The sequence below is a fragment of the Rossellomorea vietnamensis genome (assembly GCF_008180615.1).
GTDB lineage: Bacteria > Bacillota > Bacilli > Bacillales > Bacillaceae_B > Rossellomorea > Rossellomorea vietnamensis_D.
In genome coordinates, this window is the sequence record NZ_VTEH01000004.1 from 221,485 (window position 1) to 242,530 (window position 21,046).

21 protein-coding genes are annotated in these 21,046 nt (G+C 46.1%); 19 read left to right on the forward strand and 2 right to left on the reverse strand.

The features are described 5' to 3' along the window. Positions 1 to 515 precede the first annotated feature (515 nt). The 6 genes from uvrB (at position 516) to FZC79_RS08165 (ending at position 7,739) form a co-directional block, all read left to right on the forward strand. Positions 516 to 2,498: an excinuclease ABC subunit UvrB gene (gene uvrB, locus FZC79_RS08140; protein WP_148946314.1), complete on the forward strand. Its 1,983-nt coding sequence runs from the start codon at positions 516 to 518 to the stop codon at positions 2,496 to 2,498. A gap of 6 nt (positions 2,499 to 2,504) precedes the next feature. After that, positions 2,505 to 5,384, forward strand: coding sequence for an excinuclease ABC subunit UvrA (gene uvrA, locus FZC79_RS08145; RefSeq protein ID WP_148946315.1), 2,880 nt, complete (start codon positions 2,505 to 2,507; stop codon positions 5,382 to 5,384). 279 nt (positions 5,385 to 5,663) lie between these two features. Next, positions 5,664 to 5,978: a DUF4870 domain-containing protein gene (locus FZC79_RS08150; protein WP_148946316.1), complete on the forward strand. Its 315-nt coding sequence runs from the start codon at positions 5,664 to 5,666 to the stop codon at positions 5,976 to 5,978. A gap of 20 nt (positions 5,979 to 5,998) precedes the next feature. Continuing rightward, positions 5,999 to 7,141: a DUF4097 family beta strand repeat-containing protein gene (locus FZC79_RS08155; RefSeq protein ID WP_148946317.1), complete on the forward strand. Its 1,143-nt coding sequence runs from the start codon at positions 5,999 to 6,001 to the stop codon at positions 7,139 to 7,141. A gap of 35 nt (positions 7,142 to 7,176) precedes the next feature. Continuing rightward, positions 7,177 to 7,359, forward strand: coding sequence for a PspC domain-containing protein (locus tag FZC79_RS08160; RefSeq protein WP_148941204.1), 183 nt, complete (start codon positions 7,177 to 7,179; stop codon positions 7,357 to 7,359). A 17-nt stretch (positions 7,360 to 7,376) separates the two neighbouring features. Then, on the forward strand, positions 7,377 to 7,739 hold the full coding sequence (locus tag FZC79_RS08165; RefSeq protein WP_148946318.1) for a phage holin family protein: 363 nt from the start codon (positions 7,377 to 7,379) through the stop codon (positions 7,737 to 7,739). A 514-nt stretch (positions 7,740 to 8,253) separates the two neighbouring features. Here the strand turns inward: FZC79_RS08165 and FZC79_RS08170 are convergent. Continuing rightward, a complete protein-coding gene (locus FZC79_RS08170; RefSeq protein WP_353733603.1) occupies positions 8,254 to 8,928 on the reverse strand; it encodes an N-acetylmuramoyl-L-alanine amidase in 675 nt (224 codons plus the stop codon). Between the two features lie 244 nt (positions 8,929 to 9,172). On the opposite strand from FZC79_RS08170, the gene hprK reads away from it, so the two are divergent. From hprK to FZC79_RS08195, 5 genes are all read left to right on the forward strand, one after another. Further along, entirely contained in the window at positions 9,173 to 10,108 is a 936-nt protein-coding gene (gene hprK / locus FZC79_RS08175; protein ID WP_148946320.1) for an HPr(Ser) kinase/phosphatase, read from the forward strand. Between the two features lie 162 nt (positions 10,109 to 10,270). Next, positions 10,271 to 11,092, forward strand: coding sequence for a prolipoprotein diacylglyceryl transferase (gene lgt / locus FZC79_RS08180; RefSeq protein WP_148946321.1), 822 nt, complete (start codon positions 10,271 to 10,273; stop codon positions 11,090 to 11,092). Positions 11,093 to 11,174: 82 nt separating this feature from the next. After that, the gene (locus FZC79_RS08185; protein ID WP_148946322.1) at positions 11,175 to 12,122 is read left to right on the forward strand and encodes a nucleoside recognition domain-containing protein; all 948 of its coding nucleotides are present in this window, start codon (positions 11,175 to 11,177) and stop codon (positions 12,120 to 12,122) included. Further along, the gene (ppaX, locus tag FZC79_RS08190; protein ID WP_148946323.1) at positions 12,119 to 12,772 is read left to right on the forward strand and encodes a pyrophosphatase PpaX; all 654 of its coding nucleotides are present in this window, start codon (positions 12,119 to 12,121) and stop codon (positions 12,770 to 12,772) included. Before FZC79_RS08185 ends, ppaX begins: the two co-directional genes overlap by 4 nt. Next, on the forward strand, positions 12,769 to 13,302 hold the full coding sequence (locus tag FZC79_RS08195; protein WP_148946324.1) for an acyltransferase: 534 nt from the start codon (positions 12,769 to 12,771) through the stop codon (positions 13,300 to 13,302). The genes ppaX and FZC79_RS08195 overlap by 4 nt, the downstream gene beginning before the upstream one ends. A 568-nt stretch (positions 13,303 to 13,870) precedes the next feature. Here the strand turns inward: FZC79_RS08195 and FZC79_RS08200 are convergent. Next, positions 13,871 to 14,113 (reverse strand): hypothetical protein, encoded by a 243-nt coding sequence (locus tag FZC79_RS08200; RefSeq protein WP_148946325.1) that lies wholly within the window; start codon positions 14,111 to 14,113, stop codon positions 13,871 to 13,873. A gap of 346 nt (positions 14,114 to 14,459) precedes the next feature. On the opposite strand from FZC79_RS08200, the gene FZC79_RS08205 reads away from it, so the two are divergent. From FZC79_RS08205 to hisIE, 8 genes are all read left to right on the forward strand, one after another. Next, positions 14,460 to 15,647: an ATP phosphoribosyltransferase regulatory subunit gene (locus FZC79_RS08205; protein WP_148946326.1), complete on the forward strand. Its 1,188-nt coding sequence runs from the start codon at positions 14,460 to 14,462 to the stop codon at positions 15,645 to 15,647. Further along, positions 15,644 to 16,279 (forward strand): ATP phosphoribosyltransferase, encoded by a 636-nt coding sequence (gene hisG / locus FZC79_RS08210; protein WP_148946327.1) that lies wholly within the window; start codon positions 15,644 to 15,646, stop codon positions 16,277 to 16,279. The genes FZC79_RS08205 and hisG overlap by 4 nt, the downstream gene beginning before the upstream one ends. A 15-nt stretch (positions 16,280 to 16,294) precedes the next feature. Next, positions 16,295 to 17,563: a histidinol dehydrogenase gene (hisD, locus tag FZC79_RS08215; RefSeq protein ID WP_148946328.1), complete on the forward strand. Its 1,269-nt coding sequence runs from the start codon at positions 16,295 to 16,297 to the stop codon at positions 17,561 to 17,563. Positions 17,564 to 17,675: 112 nt separating this feature from the next. Further along, positions 17,676 to 18,269, forward strand: a complete 594-nt coding sequence (hisB, locus tag FZC79_RS08220; protein WP_148946329.1) for an imidazoleglycerol-phosphate dehydratase HisB — start codon at positions 17,676 to 17,678, stop codon at positions 18,267 to 18,269. Further along, positions 18,270 to 18,899, forward strand: coding sequence for an imidazole glycerol phosphate synthase subunit HisH (hisH, locus tag FZC79_RS08225; protein ID WP_148946330.1), 630 nt, complete (start codon positions 18,270 to 18,272; stop codon positions 18,897 to 18,899). Beyond that, on the forward strand, positions 18,896 to 19,621 hold the full coding sequence (gene hisA / locus FZC79_RS08230) for a 1-(5-phosphoribosyl)-5-[(5-phosphoribosylamino)methylideneamino]imidazole-4-carboxamide isomerase (RefSeq protein WP_148946331.1): 726 nt from the start codon (positions 18,896 to 18,898) through the stop codon (positions 19,619 to 19,621). Before hisH ends, hisA begins: the two co-directional genes overlap by 4 nt. Then, complete coding sequence (hisF, locus tag FZC79_RS08235; protein ID WP_148946332.1) at positions 19,615 to 20,373, forward strand: imidazole glycerol phosphate synthase subunit HisF; 759 nt, start codon at positions 19,615 to 19,617, stop codon at positions 20,371 to 20,373. The genes hisA and hisF overlap by 7 nt, the downstream gene beginning before the upstream one ends. After that, positions 20,370 to 21,011 carry a bifunctional phosphoribosyl-AMP cyclohydrolase/phosphoribosyl-ATP diphosphatase HisIE gene (gene hisIE / locus FZC79_RS08240; RefSeq protein WP_148946333.1) on the forward strand — a complete coding sequence of 214 codons (642 nt, stop codon included), beginning with the start codon at positions 20,370 to 20,372 and terminating at the stop codon, positions 21,009 to 21,011. Before hisF ends, hisIE begins: the two co-directional genes overlap by 4 nt. Positions 21,012 to 21,046: the final 35 nt, after the last annotated feature.

The window sequence follows — 21,046 nt, forward strand, 5'->3', positions numbered from 1 at the left end:
CTTTCTTATAGGTTCATTTCTTTGAATGCTATATTATCCACCTCCCTCTTTACGTAGAAGGATTGGAGTGGAAATCCATTAAGAAACCACATTCTTAGCAAAACAGCCTTCTTATAAGTCCTTCAGAGAAAGAACAGCAGCAGCCTAGCAATAAGCAGGGAGGTTCCTTTTCAGCGAAATTATTCCGGTAACAAAGAATCTTCTTAATCACGCTTGAAAAACTGCGGAGTAAAAAACACGAACTTTTGTTCGCTTATTGTTGGTTATTTTTACAGAGCCTGTGGTAGAATGAGAGTAATGGAAAAATGAGTAATCCTTACGGAATTCATGCGTTTACCATCCTAGTAGCAAAGCTATAGTGAACGCAAATTGAGTATGGATAAAGTCTATAATATATAAGGAAATGCACCTAAAAATATACTGTGCGGGAGCTTATTTTTAAACGAAAGCTTTAGAGTAGCTGTTTACAGGGTATATTTTATATATATAAGTTTAGTTGAACGGGAGGCAGGATGGTGAAAGATCAATTTCAGTTAAAGTCTCATTATGAACCGCAGGGGGACCAGCCCGCGGCAATCAAAGAAATCGCCCAGGGAATCCGCGATGGAAAAAGGCATCAAACCCTTCTTGGCGCGACAGGAACAGGTAAAACCTTTACCGTTTCCAATGTCATCAAGGAAGTCAATAAGCCAACGCTGGTCATCGCCCATAACAAAACGCTTGCAGGTCAGCTGTACAGCGAATTTAAAGAGTTTTTCCCTGACAATGCGGTTGAGTATTTTGTCAGTTACTATGATTATTATCAGCCGGAAGCCTACGTTCCGCAGACAGATACATTTATCGAAAAAGATGCGAGTATCAATGATGAAATCGATAAACTCCGGCATTCGGCAACCTCTTCTTTATTTGAACGGAAGGATGTCATTGTCATTGCCAGTGTTTCCTGTATTTATGGCCTGGGTTCTCCTGAGGAATACAGAAATCTTGTCGTCTCATTAAGAGTAGGGATGGAAATCGAACGCAATCAGCTTTTACGAAAGCTTGTCGATGTTCAATACGCCAGGAATGACATCGACTTTAAACGTGGTACCTTCAGGGTCCGCGGAGATGTTGTCGAAATATTCCCGGCATCAAAAGATGAGCATTGCATTCGAATTGAATTTTTTGGAGACGAAATCGACCGCATCAGAGAAGTAGATTCACTGACAGGCGAAATCATCGGAGAACGAGATCATGTCGCGATTTTCCCAGCTTCCCACTTCGTTACCCGTGAAGAAAAAATGAAAATTGCCATTGGGAATATTGAGCAGGAACTTGAGGAACAGCTGAAAGTGATGAGAGATGAAAATAAACTTCTCGAAGCACAGAGGCTCGAGCAAAGAACAAGGTATGACCTCGAAATGATGAGAGAGATGGGCTTCTGTTCAGGAATCGAGAACTATTCCCGCCATTTGACTCTTCGTCCTGCCGGATCAACTCCTTATACGCTGCTGGATTATTTTCCGGATGACTTCATGATTGTCATTGATGAGTCTCACGTGACGCTCCCGCAAATAAGGGGGATGTTCAACGGTGACCAGGCGAGGAAAAAAGTATTGGTCGATCATGGGTTCAGGCTGCCTTCAGCGATGGATAACCGCCCGCTGCGGTTTGAAGAATTTGAAGGGAAAGTCGATCAGCTTGTATACGTTTCAGCAACACCGGGACCTTATGAGGAAGAGCACAGCCCAGAGATGATTCAGCAGATCATCCGTCCGACAGGCCTGCTGGATCCGACGATCGATGTCCGTCCGATTGAGGGGCAGATTGATGACATGATTGGAGAAATCAATGAGCGGATTGAGAAGAATGAAAGGGTACTGGTTACGACTCTGACGAAAAAAATGTCTGAAGACTTGTCGGCTTATCTGAAAGAAATCGGAATCAAGGTACAGTATCTTCACTCTGAAATCAAAACACTTGAGCGGATCGAAATCCTTCGCGATCTGCGGATGGGCAAGTATGACGTTCTTGTCGGAATTAACCTGTTAAGGGAAGGGCTGGATATACCTGAAGTCTCGCTTGTCACAATTTTGGATGCAGACAAAGAAGGGTTCCTCCGCTCGGAACGCTCCCTAATTCAGACTATTGGACGTGCAGCCCGTAATTCCAACGGACACGTCATCATGTATGCAGATAAGATCACTGATTCCATGAAAAAGGCGCTTGATGAAACAAGCCGGCGCCGTGAAATCCAAACAGCTTATAATGAGAAGCATGGGATTACACCTCAGACAATCAAGAAGAATATTCCTAATCTTATCCGTGCCACCTATGCGGCAGAAGATCAGGCAGAGTACGAAGGAACGCCGAAGAAAATGGCAAAGCTTACAAAACCAGAGAGAGAAAAGCTTATTGCAAGCTTAGAAGGAGAAATGAAGGAAGCAGCGAGAGCGTTGGACTTCGAACGTGCCGCACAGCTGCGTGACACAGTTCTAGAGTTAAAAGCGGAAGGATGACCAGTAATGGCTAAAGATCAAATTGTAGTACAAGGAGCTAGAGCTCATAACCTGAAAAATATAGATATTACCATTCCAAGAGATAAGCTTGTCGTGTTGACGGGCTTGTCGGGTTCGGGGAAATCCTCCTTGGCCTTCGATACCATTTACGCTGAAGGGCAGCGAAGGTATGTCGAGTCCCTGTCTGCTTATGCCAGGCAGTTCCTCGGCCAAATGGATAAGCCTGACGTAGACGCCATCGAGGGGCTGTCTCCGGCGATTTCGATCGACCAGAAGACAACAAGCCGAAACCCTCGTTCAACCGTTGGGACGGTAACGGAAATATATGATTATCTCCGTTTGCTGTATGCCCGTGTCGGCAGGCCGATCTGCCCGGTTCACGGAATCGAAATCAGTTCCCAGACGATTCAGCAGATGGTCGACAGAATCATGGAATATGAAGAGCGGACCAAGCTCCAGGTATTGGCACCGATTGTATCCGGCAGAAAAGGGACCCATGTCAAAACGCTTGAGGATATCAAAAAGCAAGGATATGTCAGGGTCCGCGTTAACGGAGAAGTCCTCGATCTTGGAGACGACATCGAACTTGAGAAAAATAAAAAACATGACATAGAGGTCATCATTGACCGGATAGTGGTGAAAGAAGGCGTGGAGGCACGTCTTTCGGACTCTCTCGAAACGGCTTTGCGGCTGGCTGATGGGCGGGTCCTAATAGATGTGATGGGTGAAGAAGAACTTTTATTCAGTGAACACCATGCCTGTCCGATATGCGGATTTTCCATTGGTGAACTGGAACCAAGAATGTTTTCATTCAACAGTCCTTTTGGCGCCTGCCAAAGCTGTGATGGGCTGGGTTCCAAACTGGAAGTCGACGAGGACTTGATCATCCCGATCTGGGACAAGACGCTTAATGAACATGCGATTGCTCCGTGGGAACCGACAAGTTCTCAATACTATCCTCAGCTGTTAAAGGCGGTCTGCAATCACTTTGGCATCGACATGGACGTCCCAGTGAAGGACCTGCCGAAGCACCAGCTTGATAAGGTGCTTTACGGGTCGAAAGGCGAAGAAGTCTACTTCCGTTATGAAAATGACTGGGGACAAGTGCGTGAAAACTATATCGAATTTGAAGGTGTCGTCAGTAACGTGGAACGCCGTTACAAAGAGACCAGTTCCGATTACATCCGTGAGCAGATGGAAAAATACATGGGACAAAGACCATGCCCTAAGTGTAAAGGCCATCGTTTGAAAACAGAAAGCCTGGCTGTAAAAGTAGACTCTCTCCATATTGGTGAAGTGACTGCTTTTTCCATTGAAGAAGCAGAAGGATTTTTCGCCGGGTTGGAACTGTCAGAAAAAGAAATGAAGATTGCTAAATTGATTCTCCGTGAGATCCGAGAGCGCCTTGGTTTCCTTAATAATGTCGGACTGGATTACCTGACTCTCAGCAGGGCCGCCGGAACCCTTTCAGGAGGGGAAGCCCAGCGTATCAGGCTTGCAACCCAGATCGGTTCGCGCTTAACAGGGGTCCTGTATATCTTGGATGAGCCGTCAATCGGCCTTCATCAGCGTGATAACGACCGCCTGATTTCCACTCTGCAGAACATGCGTGACATCGGAAACACCCTGATTGTCGTAGAACACGATGAGGATACCATGCTTGCAGCAGATTATTTGATCGATGTCGGTCCAGGAGCGGGAGTCCATGGAGGAGAAATCGTGTCTGCCGGAACACCGCAGGAAGTCATGGATGACTCCAAATCCCTGACAGGGCAATATTTAAGCGGTAAGAAGTTCATTCCGCTTCCAGTGGAACGAAGAAAACCGGACGGCCGCTTCATTGAAATTATGGGTGCAAAGGAAAACAACCTGAGGAATGTGAAAGTGAAGATTCCTTTGGGGATTTTTACATCTGTAACGGGGGTATCAGGTTCTGGGAAAAGTACACTGATCAACGAGATCCTGCACAAATCTCTTGCACAGCAGCTTCATAGAGCCAAATCGAAACCGGGTGAGCATAAGCAAATCAAAGGGGTCGAGCATCTTGATAAGGTTATCGATATCGACCAGTCTCCTATTGGAAGGACGCCAAGGTCTAATCCAGCTACCTATACGGGAGTGTTTGACGATATCCGTGATGTTTATGCGACTACCAATGAAGCGAAGGTGCGCGGCTATAAGAAAGGCCGTTTCAGCTTCAACGTAAAAGGCGGACGCTGTGAAGCTTGCCGTGGAGACGGAATCATTAAAATTGAAATGCACTTTCTTCCAGATGTGTACGTGCCTTGTGAAGTTTGTCATGGCAAACGGTATAACCGTGAAACACTGGAAGTGAAATACAAAGGCAAAAATATTGCCGATGTGCTGGAAATGACGATTGAAGACGCTCTTCAATTCTTTGAAAATATTCCGAAGATCAGCCGCAAGCTGCAGACCATTGCGGATGTAGGCCTGGGATATATTAAGCTTGGCCAGCCTGCGACAACCTTATCAGGAGGAGAAGCTCAGCGTGTGAAACTGGCATCGGAACTGCACCGCCGCTCAACCGGACGTTCGCTTTACATTCTTGACGAGCCGACAACCGGTTTGCATGTCGATGACATTTCCCGTCTGCTGGTCGTTCTTCAACGCCTGGTAGAAAACGGAGATTCAGTACTTGTTATTGAACATAACCTGGATGTCATCAAAGCCTCTGACTATCTTATTGATCTCGGTCCAGAGGGCGGGGATAAAGGCGGAACGATCGTTGCTTCAGGCACACCGGAAAAAGTGGCCGAAGTACCGGAATCCTATACAGGAAAATACCTGAAGCCGGTTCTGGAACGTGATAGAGCCCGCATGGAGAAGAGAATCAAAGAAAAAGAAGAAGTCGGCAGCAGCCGATAAGAAGAAAAGCAAGCCCTCCGAAGCGAGGGCTTGTTTTTTGATATAGTGCTTCAATGCTTTAAAGCACGGAGAGGGACTGTCCCTTTTAACGCTTTAACTTGCTAAAGTTTAAATCAGCAAAACACATCCTGGTACTTACCGTTTATCAGCCTGTAGATGGAGGGAGGAATGGTGAATATATGGGATGATATTTTAAGAGGAAAACAAAATTTGCTTTCAGAATGAAACCTTTGGGCAGGCGAAACGTAAATATTAGTATCAGAGAGAGGAGTGACATCCTTGGATACCAACAGATTGCTTTCATCTCTTAGTTACTTCAGCATCTTCTTTGCAGGGTTTATTTTTCCGATCATAGTGTATTTCCTGGTGGATGACCCTGAAACAAAGAGGCATGCAAAGTCTGCTTTTCTATCTCACTTGCTTCCGTTGATTGCGGTGCCGCTTGTGATTGCCGGCGTCTTTTTCGACATCGGGGTTTTAGCGGTCGGAAGCGGTATACCGATTTTCATTTTTATAACTATAGGTTTTTCGCTGCTCATATCACTGGTCGTTGTTATATGGAATGTTTATAAGGGAATAAAAGTACTGTTATAACTTTGAAGGAGTGAAGAAGTATGAATGAAGAACGCAAACGAATTCTCGAGCTGGTTGAAAAAGGCCATCTGTCTACAAAGGAAGCCCTGACATTGCTTGAGGCCTTGGATAAAGAAAGCGCTCCTCATAAGGAGAAGGAACCGTATAAAGAGAAAGAAACAGATCTCCTGGATGAACTGGCGAATCTTTTTACAGGAGAGAAAACCAATCATCAAAGTGAGAAAACAACCTATTCTAACAATAACGGCAAGGATAAGCTGATTGACTTTTTCCAATCTGCTTTGAATAAGGTTAAAAATTTCGACTTAGATTTCGAATTTAATAAATCCATAGAACTTTCACATGTTTTTCAAGAAACGGAAGTGGGATTACTGAAAGAAGTTGCCGTCGATGTAGCAAACGGCAAGGTGGACGTCCTGCCTTGGGAGCAAGATGAGGTAAGAGTGGAATGTCAGGTGAAGGTATACCGGACTGACGATATCGAAGAAGCACGAAGATCTTTCCTAGCCAATACTGATTTCTATATTGAAAATGAGAAATTGCGCTTGTCCACAGAGTTGAAGTGGATGAAGGTCAATACGAAAGTGTATATCCCTGCTTCACAGTACGAGAAAGTTTCGATTAAAGTATTGAATGGAGCCGTTAAATCCGAGAGGCTGAAGACAGACTCTTTTAAAGTGCGGTCTGGGAATGGAAAAGTGGAATTGAATGACATGACAAGCAAGAAAATCGAAGTGGATACTTCCAATGGTGCAATTCACTTGGCCAATATTTATTCCGACAGTGTGGAAGCAGAGTCTATAAACGGAAAAGTGTACTTGGAAGGTGATGTGGTCGAGACCGATCTTCAGTCGCTGAACGGAACGATCGTCTGCAGCCTGAGAGGCGAGAGGGCAGACACGCTTCATGCCAAGGCTGTGACAGGCGGAATCGACCTTTATGTACCGGATTCCATAGGCATCAAAGGTGAAGCGAAGTCCAATCTCGGCAGTTTTAAAATCGAGATGGAGGGTATAAATGTAGTAGAAGAAAAAAATGAAGTGGTACAAAAGCATGTTCACTTTTCTAAAGAAAGTGATTCAGAAAAGAAGCTTCATATCTTTGCTCACACAAAAACAGGTTCTGTTCTCATAAAAAAATCAGAAGTGAAGAATGATATATAGGACAGAACATAAGCTTTAAGAGAGGATGATAATGAATGGCATTAGCTCGTTCACGAACAAATAAGGTCTTGGCAGGAGTGCTTGGCGGTATCGCTGAAAAAACCGGCATGAGCGCAAACCTATTGAGGATCATCTTCGTCATTTTGCTTTTCCCGACAGGATTTTTCCCGTTAGGTCTTGCTTATATTATCGCTGCGTTTGTACTCCCTAAAAGTTAAGAAGGGGTAAAACTTGAATGAGATGGCTGATCGGTATTTTAATCAATGCGGTGGTCTTTGTCAGTCTTGCCGGATATTTTGATGGGTTCGAAGTCTCCAGTTTCGGGGCGGCTGTCATTGCCAGCTTCATTCTGGCAATCTTGAATGTGCTGGTGAGGCCGATCCTGATTCTGCTGACCCTGCCCGCCACAATTTTAACACTGGGGCTGTTCTTGTTTGTCATTAATGCCATTACACTATGGTTGACTGACGGCATAATGGGCGGCAGCTTCGAAATGGATGGGTTCGGCATGGCCTTATTGGCCGCTGTTATATTGTCCATCGTCAATATCGCGATTCAAAAAGTGATTATTGAACCGATGAAAAAGAAAAAAGAGTGAGAGGCAGGAAAAACTGCTTCTCACTCTTTTTTTTTGTGCTGAAACCTCGGCTGTGCGGGCGCAGAGAGCTATATATGAAAATTCTCCCTCCTTGATAGGGAATACGTTTTCCTCACTCCATTTCATCCAGCAGGAGGTATAATAAACCAAGCTGGAATAAGCGGAAATTTTCCGGTTAAACTGCGGTATTAAAGTCTATGTGGGGTATATAAGCGGAGTTTTTCCGCTTAAGCACCGCGAAATGTATAATTTTCTCACCTTTTCAAGAATTAAGCGGAATTTCTCCGCTTAATTCTGCAATTTGTTGTGCTTTTTCTTAAATAAGCGGAATTTCTTCCCTTATTTCGTCAGTGAGAATAAATGGCTGGAGAAAAGTGAGCCTTTTAAGCTGAGTCGGTGAAAAAGGCTTCGAGCCGCAGAAAAACCACCAATACTCACTGGTGGTTTTGATTTGTTACCTTTATTGGTTTCCTCACCGGATAATGCATGCCTTCCGGGGCAGTCATGGGACTGCTCAACCTCTAGATATAAATCCATCAAAGCCGGCGCCTTTTAACCTGCGGAGCAAAGCTTCGGCGTTTTCCTTTTTTGAAAAAGCCCCGGCCTGAACCTTATACAGACTGCTCTCTTTTTTAGAGAGCTTATAGTGCTCAGCTAATGCGAGTGCGACCGCCTGTCCACAAACTTTGCGGTATAAAGGTGTCTTGAGAAGAGCCGCCTCTTTTGGGTTGGTCATAAATCCGCATTCCACGAGAACGGCGGTCATCTTTGTTTCCCGGAGAACATGGAAATCTGCCGCCTTAACTCCTCTGCTTGCAAGTCCTGTCCTGGCTGCCAGCTTTTTCTGGATGATGGCTGCCAGACTCAGCGCTGCAGCCGGTTTCGTTTGGTGTACATATGTTTCCACCCCATGTGCCTCGTTCCAGGCGCTGCCAAAAGCATTGGCATGGATGGAGATGAACACATCAGCTTTGATTTTGTTCGCCAGACCGGTTCTCCTCATTAAACTCACATCCTCCTTGTCCGAATGGGTGAAATACACTTCTGTTTTTTCATAAGAAAGGAGTGTCTCTTTTGCCGCCAAAGCTGCCTCCCTGTTGAATTCATACTCCCTCATTCCAGATGGGCTCCGCTTTCCTGGTGTGCTGTAACCGTGTCCTGCATCAATTATGATTTTCAATTTTTCCACCTCTTTTCTTTATTTTCAATCTCTATATAGGAGTTCAGGCCGGTATGAGACACCTGCTCCTTAAAAAGAAGGTCTGCCAAGGTGGTAGTGCGCCGTTGAAAAGTGCTAAAATGGGTTAGAATAATTTTTTTGCGGCTGCGCCTTCGGAAAGTTGATGGAAGTAACCGCAGCTGGTAAAAATAAATCTGAGGGAAAACGTTCGATACATATAAACGTTTGAGGATTAAAAAAGGAGGACTTCTTTTTGGCAAAAGTACGCGCAAAAGATATTGTTGAGAAGTTTAATCTTGAATTGGTAAGCGGTGAGGAAGGCCTTCACCGCCCAATCGTCACGACCGATATCTCGCGGCCGGGATTGGAAATGGCCGGTTATTTCGATTATTATCCAGCAGAGAGAATACAGCTTCTTGGTAAAACCGAATTGAGCTTTCTTGAAAAACTGGATGATACACAACGGAAATCTAGAATGGATCAGTTGTGCACGGATATTACACCCGGCATCATTATAAGCCGTGACATGGAAATTCCTCTTGAACTTATTGAAGCATCCAACCGGATGGACGTGCCAGTCATGAGAACCCCGTTAAAGACTACAGGGTTTTCCAGCAGGCTGACAAACTATCTTGAAAGCAAGTTAGCGCCTACTACTGCCATCCACGGCGTCCTTGTTGATATTTATGGCGTCGGTGTCATGATCACAGGAAAAAGCGGTGTCGGTAAAAGTGAGACTGCGCTTGAACTTGTTAAAAGAGGCCACCGCCTTGTTGCTGATGACTGCGTGGAAATTCGCCAAGAGGATACGGATACACTTGTCGGAAGTTCCCCGGAGCTGATCGAACATCTGCTGGAGATCCGCGGCCTCGGCATCATCAATGTCATGACGCTGTTTGGAGCAGGAGCAGTCCGCAGCTACAAGAGGATCACTCTTTGCATCAACCTTGAGCTATGGGATAAAACGAAGCAGTATGACAGACTTGGCTTGGAAGAAGAAAAGATGCGGATCATTGATACCGATATCACGAAATTGACAGTTCCTGTCCGTCCCGGGCGAAATCTTGCTGTCATCATTGAAGTGGCAGCCATGAACTTCCGCCTGAAAAGAATGGGAGTCAATGCCGCTGAACAATTCACGAACCGCCTGAGTGACGTCATCGAAGACGGAGACCAGGAAGATTTCTAAAAATGGCTTTACTCCTTTAAAGTGCTGAAAGGGACAGTCCCTTTCAATGCAGTAACGCGTTGCAGTGTCGAAAGGGACTGTCCCTTTTAGTGAGACAGCGCGTTACTGGCCTTCAGGAGCATTAAGTAATGATTTGATATGTAGAATGGGAGTGTTTAAGGTATGGAGTCTACGATTACACCGATTAACCCGGTTGCGTTAGATCTTGGTCCGATTCAGGTTCATTGGTACGGGCTGATCATCGGGCTGGGCATTGCATTGGCATTATATTTCGCAGTTAAGGAAAGCGACCGGATGGGATTTCCGAAAGATACATTCATCGATTTGATTGTGTGGGCGATTCCGATTGCGATTGTTTGTGCCCGTCTTTACTATGTCGCCTTTGAATGGGAGCACTATTCCCAAAATCCGGGTGATATCTTTAAGATTTGGAACGGCGGGATAGCCATCCACGGAGCCTTGATTGGTTCAGTGGCGACCGCTTACTTTTTTGCACGGGCTAAAGGATTGTCCTTCTGGAAGCTGGCTGATATTGCAGCACCAAGCATCATCCTTGGCCAGGCTATCGGCCGCTGGGGGAACTTCATGAATCAGGAAGCCCACGGCAGGGAAGTCAGCCGCCAATTTCTTGAAAACCTGATGCTGCCTGACTTTATCGTGAATCAAATGTATATTAACGGTGCGTACTATCACCCTACTTTTTTATATGAGTCGCTCTGGAATATTGCCGGATTCATTCTGCTGCTGGTCATCCGCAGGAAATTGAATCTCAGAGTCGGGGAACTCTTCCTGTCTTATGTTATTTGGTATTCAATCGGCCGTTTCTTTATTGAGGGAATGCGTACGGACAGCTTGATGCTGACGGAAATGCTCCGGATCGCCCAAGTGATTTCCATTGTATTAATTTTGCTTGCGGTAGGCTTATGGATTTTCAGAAGAATGAAAGGTTATGCTGCCAAGCCTTATAATGACGTGGAAGCCTAGAGAAATTTAACAAGAGCTGTTTTTTATTCAGCATGTCACCAGACAAACTTGATGAAAAACAGTTGTAAGGGGAGTAAGGAGAATGCTTGGAACATCTGTAAAAAATGGTTGGATCGCCGGTTTGAAGACGACCTGGTCACTGGGGAAAGTCATTTTTCCCATCACCATGATTGTCGTGCTGCTACAGCATACACCGATTTTACCGTGGATCATCGATAAGATTTCTCCATTCATGCGATTGTTCGGCCTTTCCGGGGATGCGGCGATTCCGCTCGTTCTCGGAAACTTCCTGAACCTTTATGCAGCCATTGGAGGTATCCTTTCCCTGGACCTCACCGTAAAAGAGGTATTCATCGTCGCAGTGATGCTCAGCTTCTCTCATAATCTGCTGATTGAATCGACGGTCGCTGCTAAAGTAGGAGTGAAAATCTGGATTATTGTCTTGGTCAGACTCGGGCTGGCCATCATTTCAGCCATTGTGATCAACTTGGTCTGGAATGGAGGCGGGGAGTTGGCTCAGTATGGTATGGTTCCTCCACAGGGAGCTGATCCGGAAAACTGGGGTGAAATCCTCCTTCTCGCTTTTGAAAAAGCAGGGTATGGAATCCTGCAGCTGGCTCTGATTGTCATTCCGCTGATGATCGCTCTTCAGATTATGAAAGATAAGAAATGGCTGGCGGCCTTCTCGAAGTGGATGTCGCCGTTCACCAGAGCCATGGGAATGAATGAAAACACATCAACCACACTGGCAGCCGGATTGCTGATCGGCCTTGCGTACGGAGCAGGGGTCATGATCCAGGCGGTGGAAGAGGATGGAGTAAGCAAGAAAGACGTCACCATTGCGTTTATCTTCCTTGTTGCCTGCCATGCGGTGGTGGAAGACACTCTCATCTTCATCCCGCTCGGCATCCCTGTGCTGCCGCTTTTGATCATCAGGGTGGTGACCGCCATTCTGCTGACACTCGCCGTCGCCTATATTTGGAGACGAGTCGAAGTAACTAAAGCCAAAGGAAAGGAAGCAACTCTATGAGCAAAAAAATCACAACAGTACTATTTGATCTGGATGGAACGTTGATCAATACAAATGAATTGATCATTTCTTCTTTCTTGCATACCATGAACACCTATTTCCCTGACCAGTACAAACGGGAGGATGTCCTGCAATTCATGGGTCCTCCGCTCGAAGAATCTTTTATAAAAGTGAATCCGGATGCGGTTGAGGATATGGTCAAAACCTACAGAGCCTATAATCTCGAAAAACATGACTCTCTGGTGACAGAATTCGAAGGCGTTTTTGAAACGGTTCAAACATTAAGCCAAAACGGTTACAAGCTGGCGATCGTTTCAACCAAGATCCGCGATGTGGTTATAAAAGGCTTAAAGCTCACCAATCTGGATCAGTTCTTTGATGTCATCATCACGCTCGACGAGGTAGAAAACGCTAAGCCCGATCCGGAACCGGTACAAAAAGCATTATCAGCCCTTGATTCAATGCCGGAAGAATCGATCATGGTTGGAGATAACCATCATGATGTCCTTGCCGGGAAAAATGCCGGTACACTGTCTGCAGGGGTTGCCTGGAGTGCGAAGGGTCGGGAGTACCTGGATCAGTATGAGCCTGATTTCATGCTGGAAACGATGGCTGATCTTTTAGATGTAGTCGGGCTTGAAAAACGATGAGACGGACGACCCGTTATCGAGTTGACGGGGCTAATTCTCTCTGGCATGTGTATAAGACGGTTCCATTTGTAAAGGTGGTCAAGAACTTCGCTGTCATTCAGCTGGCAAGATACACGCCTTTCTTGGGCATGAAAAACTGGATGTATAAAAATTTCCTGCGGATGGAAATCGGCAAAGAAACATCATTCGCACTCATGGTCATGCTCGACGTCATGTTTCCTGAAAAAATATCCGTCGGGCGCAACACCGTAATCGGATACAATACCACCATTCTTGCTCATGAATACTTGATAAAAGAGTACCGTCTCGGTGATGTGGAAATCGGCAGTGAAGTCATGATCGGTGCCAACACCACGATTCTTCCTGGTATAAAGATCGGCGACGGGGCCATTGTATCTGCGGGTACCCTTGTCCATAAAGATGTTCCGGCGGGCGCTTTTGTCGGCGGCAATCCTATGAAGGTTATTTACACAAAAGAAGAACTTGCGGACCGATGGAAAGATGACGAAATATACGGAAGCAATCAATGAGATAAACCCCCTTGGCTTTTGCCCTGGGGGTTTATTTGTGGTTTATGAGATTGCTTAACAATTATATCTCCACGTCCGGCTGATCTGTAACCGCTTGAACGGACTCTGCCCTTGAGGCTGAATAATCTCTGGAGAAAAAAAGGAGGAGACCGCCTCTTCTGAGAAACCTCCGCCTGCGCTGTTTCTAGTAAACAACCGTAAGTTGTACATTTTTAGACGCTAAAAAAAGTTTGAACAATAAGGGGAGAAATTCCTCTTATTTAGAAAAAAGCATTAAAACCACACACGAATAGAGGGAGAAATTACCGCTATTTACTTAAATAACGAGAAAATGGCTCACTTTTATTTGAATAAGGGGAAATTTTCCCCTTAAATACCCGCATTTGAGTTGGATTTTTACATTTAACGGGAAATTCTCCCCTTATTTTATTGGAACTGGTTACTCAATTAAGGATAAGCCCTTTAAAGGGTTACACTTCTAATGTAAACCCATTAGGCTTTTGCCCATAATATTTTTACTATAGAGGACTCTTCCACTTATCAGCCTGGTCTATTTTTCATAAAGCAACTAAAACAGGGAAAGAACGAGAATAATAAAAATTGCTATACTTACGGTGAATATAATGAGGCTGGTGATTTTTCTACCTGCCTGGTGTGCTTCAAGCCCTCTAATGATAGTCATTAAAATAAAGGCCGACAACATGACTTCACCAGAATAAACCATTTCAGTTAATCCAACTAGTAACAGATATATCAATAATGAGATAGCAACTAATAGACCAATATTACTTAGAGTGATAAGTTTTTTCATATTTTCCTCCACAGACATTTGAATTCATACTCATTGTAATGGAATGTTTAAAACTTTTAAACTATTCTTTCTAGTATCCAAGGGTGATTGTAACTAGAACGGAAATCATCAAACTAGTCAAAAGCAATAAACTTTTCTTCGCAACCCACAAATTCCTTTCCCTTATTAAGCACAAACTATCCAAAGAAGTTTTTCGGTTGACGGAACATGGGGAAGGCGTTACACTACATATAACTTTAACTTATTAGCACATTAGCGAACTAAAGGATTTTAAATATTTTCAATAAAATGATTGCAGTGGGATAATGAATAGATACAGTAAAAATTCAGATAAAAGGTGGTTGTCATGTCAAAGCTGTTTATGTTTGAAAAACCGTTGGGGATGAGAGATACATTCCCGAATCTCTATCAAGCGAAAGCATCATTGAAAACGAAGATGGAAGAAACAATGAAAGCCTGGGGCTATCAGTTTATTGAAACTCCTACTCTTGAGTATTTTGAAACTGTTGGCGAGGCATCGGCCATCCTGGACAGGCAGCTATTCAAGCTATTGGATCAGCAGGGCCACACTCTTGTGCTGCGTCCCGATATGACAGCTCCGATTGCGAGGGTGGCTGCTTCTAAGCTTCTGCAGAACAAGCAGCCATTGAGGCTTGCGTACTGTGCGAATGTCTTCCGCGCTCAGCAGAGAGAAGGCGGACGTCCCGCAGAATTCGAGCAGTTCGGAATTGAATGCATCGGAGATGAAACCATTTCTGCGGATGGTGAAGTGATTTCCTTGATGATTTCTTCGCTGAAAACAGCCGGTCTGAAGAATTTCACCATTTCCATCGGACATATCGGGTTTGTCAGAGAACTTTTTAAAGAGATTTTAGGAACAGAAGAACGGGCCAATACATTGAGCCGTTTCCTCTATGAAAAAAATTATGTCGGATTCCGAGAACATGTCAATCAGTTGTCTCTTTCTTCGATTGATAAGCAGCGCCTGCTTTCTTTTTTGAAGATAAGAGGAGGGAAAGACGTGCTGCAGGAGGCATATCCTTTGATGGAGGGCCAGGCTGGCAGGGAAGCGATCGGGCAGCTGGAAGAATTGTCGGCGCTTCTTGAAGATTACGGCTTGGCTGAGTTTGTAAAGTTTGACCTCAGTCTTGTCAGCCATATGAGCTACTATTCAGGGATACTGTTTGAAACGTACGCCGAGAATGTCGGTTTTCCGATAGGGAACGGCGGACGATACAATAAATTGATGGAAAAGTTCGGCAAGGAATCAGGTGCGACAGGATTTGCCCTTAAGCTGGATCATATTTTGGAAGGCTTGGGGTTTCCGGAAAGTCCTGTCACCGACCATTGCGTGCTCTTCAGTAGAGAACGAAGAGGCGAAGCGATTTCCTTTGCACAGGAATTGAGGAGCCAGGGGAAAAGTGTCGTGCTTCAGGATTGGAAAGGGATCACGGATGTTGACGAGTTTTCTAAGGAATTCACAGAGGTGAGTTATTTTATCGGAAAGAATGGCAAAGGCGGTGAAGAACAATGACAGACTTAACGATTGCGATGCCGAAGGGGCGGATTTTTGACGAAGCACTGGAACTGATGAGGCGTGCAGGATTTAATCTTCCTCCTGAATTCGATGATTCCCGTAAATTGATCATCGAGGTTCCTGAAGAAAAGCTGACATTCATCCTCGCCAAACCAATGGACGTTCCTACCTATGTGGAGCATGGGGTAGCTGATCTTGGCATTGCCGGGAAGGATGTCATGCTTGAGGAAGAGAGAGACGTTTATGAGCTTCTCGATTTAAAAATTTCTGCATGCTATCTGGCGGTTGCCGGGCTGCCCGGAACGAAAATGAATGAGGTGGCACCGAAAATCGCGACAAAATATCCAGCTATAGCATCAGGGTATTTCCGTGAACAGGGTGAGCAGGTTGAAATCATAAAGCTGAACGGTTCCATCGAACTTGCGCCAATGATCGGGCTGGCGGACAGGATCGTTGATATTGTTTCCACTGGCAGGACCTTGAAGGAAAACGGGCTGGTCGAGTATGAAAAGATTGTAGGTATTACCTCCAGGCTGATTGTGAACCCGGTGAGTTATCGGATGAAGGATGAACGAATCGATGAACTGGCAGAGAGATTAAGAGAAGTCGTCAGCAGCATCAGCGTGTAAAAGGAGGGGATTTCCATGAAGATTATAAAGGCAGAAGGAAACTTATCGATTAAGCGCTCAATCGACAGCGGCACAGAAGAACAGCGGAAAACGGTTCAGGAAATTTTGCGGGAAGTGAAATCGCTAGGCGACAATGCGCTCTTAAATTACACCGAAAAATTTGACCGGGTAAGGCTGAAAAATTTGCGTGTTTCTGCAGAAGAAATCAATGCGGCGGTAGAAGAAGTTGGGCCTGAAATGATGGAAATTATTGAAGAGGCAGCCCAAAATATTTCGAGCTTTCATGGGATGCAGCGGAGAAATTCCTGGTTTGATACCGATGAGAATGGCACTCTTCTCGGGCAGAAAATCACCCCGCTGGATTCTGTAGGAGTTTACGTTCCGGGCGGCACAGCGGCTTATCCTTCCTCAGTATTGATGAATGTCCTGCCTGCCAAGGTTGCGGGTGTGGAACGGATTGTCATGGTGACTCCTCCAGGAAAAGACGGCCGGATCCCTTCAGCTGTACTGGCAGCAGCCAAAACAGCCGGAGTAACCGAGATCTGGAAGGTCGGCGGCGCCCAGGCGATCGGTGCCCTCGCTTATGGAACAGAGAGTGTGGAGCCTGTCGATAAAATCGTCGGGCCGGGAAATATCTATGTAGCTCTTGCCAAGCGTGAGGTTTTCGGCGATGTGGCCATTGATATGATTGCCGGTCCGAGTGAGATCGTCGTTCTGGCAGATGAGACGGCGCGAGCGGAAGAAGTTGCGGCGGATCTGCTATCGCAGGCAGAGCATGACACGAATGCCTCGGCTGTCCTGGTCACGGACTCAGAGCAGCTTGCGGAAGAAGTGTCGAAGAAGGTTGAAGAGCAATTGAGAGACCTGCCGCGTAAAGAAATTGCAGGAGAATCGATTGAGAGGTTCGGTGCGATTTATCTTGTTGAAGATATGCAAAAAGGCGTGGAAGTTGTCAACGACCTTGCACCGGAGCATCTTGAAATCATGACGAGCGATCCGATGGAGACAATGGCGAAAATCCGCCATGCGGGGGCAATTTTCCTTGGAAGATATAGTTCTGAACCTGTCGGCGATTATTTCGCAGGACCGAATCATGTTCTTCCTACGAACGGGACGGCCCGATTCTCATCGCCATTAAACGTCGATGACTTCACAAAAAAGTCATCGGTCATTTCATACAGCGAGAAAGCTTTACAAGACAACTACAGTAAAATCGCCAAACTGGCCCGCCTTGAAGGACTGGAAGCTCACGCGAGAGCGGTTGAAACGCGGTTCAAGAAATAAATGAAGACTTTAACGCATTAACGCAGCGCAAGGGACAGTCCCTCTTCGTACGGTAACGCGTTAAAGCGCAAAAAGGGACTGTCCCTTTTAATACGGTGAAGGAGTGAAGAGCATGGAGAACAGCAGGAGAGCGGAGCTGGTCCGCAAGACGAATGAGACCCAGATTGAACTTGATTTTACGATAGATGGAACCGGAAGTGGAAAGATTGAGACAGGTGTGCCATTTATGTCGCACATGCTGGATCTGTTCACGAAGCACGGCCAGTTTGATCTTAATGTGAATGCCAATGGAGATGTTGAAGTGGATGACCACCATACAACAGAGGATATCGGGATTTGCCTTGGGCAGGCGCTGCAGAAAGCCCTTGGAGACAAGAAAGGCATCAAGCGCTACGGAAATGCTTTTGTTCCCATGGATGAAGCGTTGGCACAGGTGGTCGTCGATTTGAGCAACAGGCCGCATCTTGAAATGCGCGCAGAATTCCCAAGCCAGAAGGTAGGCACGTTTGACACGGAGCTGGTTCATGAGTTTTTATGGAAGCTTGCTTTGGAAGCCAGGATGAACCTCCATGTGATCGTCCACTACGGCCACAATACACACCACATGATCGAAGCGGTGTTCAAGGCTTTGGGGCGCGCCCTGGATGAAGCGACAACCATTGATCCGAGAATTCAGGGAGTGCCATCTACGAAAGGAATGTTATAAATGATCGGAATCGTCGATTACGGGATGGGGAATTTGTTCAGTGTCGCGAAGGCTCTTGAGCGGCTGGATGTTCCTTATTTTATCAGTGAGGATAGAAGCGAACTGGAAAAAGCGGACGGTCTTCTCCTTCCCGGAGTCGGATCATTCCGCGATGCCATGACTCTTCTGGCAAGGCAGGAGCTCGTTGGATTCATAAAAGAGTACGCCGCGGGCGGCAAGCCGCTGCTGGGTATCTGCTTAGGGATGCAGCTTCTTTACGACGAGAGTGAAGAGAATGGCTCTACAGAAGGGCTGGGGCTGTTAAAAGGGCGTGTCATCCGCATTCCGAGACAGACGGAGGAAATGAAGATTCCTCACATGGGCTGGAATAAGCTCAAATTCCTTCATGATTCACCGCTGCTGGAAGGGCTGGAGGAAGATCATGTGTACTTTGTTCACTCTTACTATGTTTCTGATGAGGACCCAGAGGAAGTAGTGGCTGCAGCTCAATATGGAGTGAAAGTTCCGGCGGTTGTTGGAAAAGAAAATGTTTTCGGTATGCAGTTTCACCCTGAAAAAAGCAGTGAGCTTGGCATGAAGCTGCTTCGAAATTTTACAAAACTGGCGTTAGAACGGGAGGGAGTTCAATGAGTTTCACTATTTATCCGGCAATCGACATGAGGGGCGGCAAATGTGTCCGCCTTCTGCAGGGAGATTACAGCAAGGAAACTGTGTACGGAGATTCTCCTTTTGAGATGGCGAAACGGTTTGTGGACGAAGGTTCTGAGTGGATTCACATGGTCGATTTGGACGGAGCGAAGGAAGGCAGCCGTGTGAACGATCAGTTCGTTCTGGCTGTGGCCAACGACCTTGGTGCGAAAGTCCAGATTGGCGGCGGCATCCGTACCGAAGAGGACATTGAGTATTACCTCAACAACGGTGTTCAGCGTGTCATCATCGGCAGTCTCGCTGTTTCAGAGACAGAATTGGTGAAAAGCTGGCTCGCGAAATATGGAGACAGAATTGCCATTGGGCTTGATGCGAAAGACGGATATGTGGCAACGCATGGCTGGATCGAAACGTCGGAAAAGAAGGCAGTTGACTTAGGGATTGAACTTGCGAATGCTGGTGCGGAAACGTTCATCTTCACGGACATCGCAACAGACGGAATGCTCTCGGGCCCCAATGTGAAGGCAGTTGTCGAACTCGCTGAAGCTACCGGTAAAGAAGTGATTGCATCCGGAGGTGTCAGTTCGATGGAAGATCTTCGTCTTTTAAAAGAAAGCAGTGTAGCCGGCGCGATTGTTGGAAAAGCAATTTACACTGGGAAATTTTCAGTAAAAGAAGCTGTGGAAGAGGTGTCGTCATGCTGACCAAACGGATCATTCCATGTCTCGATGTGAAAGAAGGCAGAGTCGTTAAAGGAGTCAGCTTCGTGGAGCTTCGCGATGCGGGAGATCCGGTTCAGCTCGCAAAGTTTTATGATGAGCAGGGAGCAGATGAATTGGTGTTCCTCGATATTTCCGCTTCCCATGAAGGACGGAAAACGATGATTGATGTGGTCAAAGAAGTGGCTTCGGAACTGGCGATTCCTTTCACCGTAGGCGGCGGCATCAACTCAGTGGAAGATATGAAAAATATTCTGCGCTCAGGTGCCGATAAGGTTTCCTTGAACACGGCAGCTGTTTTGAGGCCGGAACTGATTTCTGAAGGTGCTGCTTACTTCGGGTCGCAGTGCATCGTGGTAGCGATCGATGCCAAGTATGAAGAAGAAAGTGACACGTGGAAAGTGTTCACTCACGGCGGCCGGAAAGTCACGGAGAAGGATGCTGTTTCCTGGGCAAAGGAAGCCGAAAAGCTCGGAGCCGGCGAGATTCTTTTAACAAGCATGGATAGTGATGGCGTGAAGAACGGCTTCAACCTTCCGCTCACAAAAGCTGTAAGTGAAGCCGTATCGATTCCGGTGATTGCGTCAGGCGGAGCCGGAAATGCAGAACACTTCGAAGATATTTTTAAAAATGGAAAAGCAGACGCTGCTCTGGCCGCTTCTATTTTTCATTACAAGGAAACCAGTGTCGGGCAGGTAAAAGAGTTTCTGCGCGGGAAGGAGGTAGTGGTGAGATGAACGATATTATAGAAACAATTAAGTTTGATGAAAATGGACTAGTTCCGGCAATTGTTCAGGATGCCTCCACGAAGAAGGTGCTGACGCTTGCCTATATGAACGCGGAGTCCTTGAGGCTGTCCATAGAGAAAGGGGAAACGTGGTTTTACTCTCGTTCGCGCCAGGAGTTATGGCATAAAGGGGAAACCAGCGGAAATACCCAGAGAATCATTGAAATGAAATACGACTGCGATCAAGATGCTCTCTTGGTGGAAGTGGAGCCGAAAGGACCTGCCTGCCATAAAGGAAGCGAAAGCTGTTTTGAAGAGAGCATTTACAGAGCAGAAAATGGAACTTCCAAGGCTGGAAGTGAAGGCAGTTCGATACTGACAACACTTGAAAAGCTGATCTCCGAGCGTTTTGATGAAAGGCCGGAGGGAGCTTACACGACCTATCTCTTTGAGGAGGGTGTCGACAAGATCCTGAAAAAGGTCGGGGAAGAAGCATCCGAAGTCATCATTGCTGCTAAGAACCGCGATAAAGAGGAATTGAAATGGGAAAGCGCGGATCTGCTTTATCATCTGCTGGTACTGCTGAAGGAGCAGGACCTCCCGTTAAACGAAGTTCTGCAAACGCTGGAAGAGCGCCATAATAAATAATAGCTTAGTGCTTTAAAGCACTAAGAGGGACAGTC

Bases quoted from the DNA above. Each gene is read 5' to 3' on its own strand.
- uvrA (WP_148946315.1), top strand. From the start codon at position 2,505: ATGGCTAAAGATCAAATTGTAGTACAAGGAGCTAGAGCTCATAACCTG.
- FZC79_RS08155 (WP_148946317.1), top strand. From the start codon at position 5,999: ATGAATGAAGAACGCAAACGAATTCTCGAGCTGGTTGAAAAAGGCCAT.
- FZC79_RS08160 (WP_148941204.1), top strand. From the start codon at position 7,177: ATGGCATTAGCTCGTTCACGAACAAATAAGGTCTTGGCAGGAGTGCTT.
- FZC79_RS08165 (WP_148946318.1), top strand. From the start codon at position 7,377: ATGAGATGGCTGATCGGTATTTTAATCAATGCGGTGGTCTTTGTCAGT.
- lgt (WP_148946321.1), top strand. From the start codon at position 10,271: ATGGAGTCTACGATTACACCGATTAACCCGGTTGCGTTAGATCTTGGT.
- FZC79_RS08185 (WP_148946322.1), top strand. From the start codon at position 11,175: ATGCTTGGAACATCTGTAAAAAATGGTTGGATCGCCGGTTTGAAGACG.
- ppaX (WP_148946323.1), top strand. From the start codon at position 12,119: ATGAGCAAAAAAATCACAACAGTACTATTTGATCTGGATGGAACGTTG.
- FZC79_RS08195 (WP_148946324.1), top strand. From the start codon at position 12,769: ATGAGACGGACGACCCGTTATCGAGTTGACGGGGCTAATTCTCTCTGG.
- FZC79_RS08200 (WP_148946325.1), bottom strand. From the start codon at position 14,113: ATGAAAAAACTTATCACTCTAAGTAATATTGGTCTATTAGTTGCTATC.
- FZC79_RS08205 (WP_148946326.1), top strand. From the start codon at position 14,460: ATGTCAAAGCTGTTTATGTTTGAAAAACCGTTGGGGATGAGAGATACA.
- hisG (WP_148946327.1), top strand. From the start codon at position 15,644: ATGACAGACTTAACGATTGCGATGCCGAAGGGGCGGATTTTTGACGAA.
- hisD (WP_148946328.1), top strand. From the start codon at position 16,295: ATGAAGATTATAAAGGCAGAAGGAAACTTATCGATTAAGCGCTCAATC.
- hisB (WP_148946329.1), top strand. From the start codon at position 17,676: ATGGAGAACAGCAGGAGAGCGGAGCTGGTCCGCAAGACGAATGAGACC.
- hisH (WP_148946330.1), top strand. From the start codon at position 18,270: ATGATCGGAATCGTCGATTACGGGATGGGGAATTTGTTCAGTGTCGCG.
- hisA (WP_148946331.1), top strand. From the start codon at position 18,896: ATGAGTTTCACTATTTATCCGGCAATCGACATGAGGGGCGGCAAATGT.
- hisF (WP_148946332.1), top strand. From the start codon at position 19,615: ATGCTGACCAAACGGATCATTCCATGTCTCGATGTGAAAGAAGGCAGA.
- hisIE (WP_148946333.1), top strand. From the start codon at position 20,370: ATGAACGATATTATAGAAACAATTAAGTTTGATGAAAATGGACTAGTT.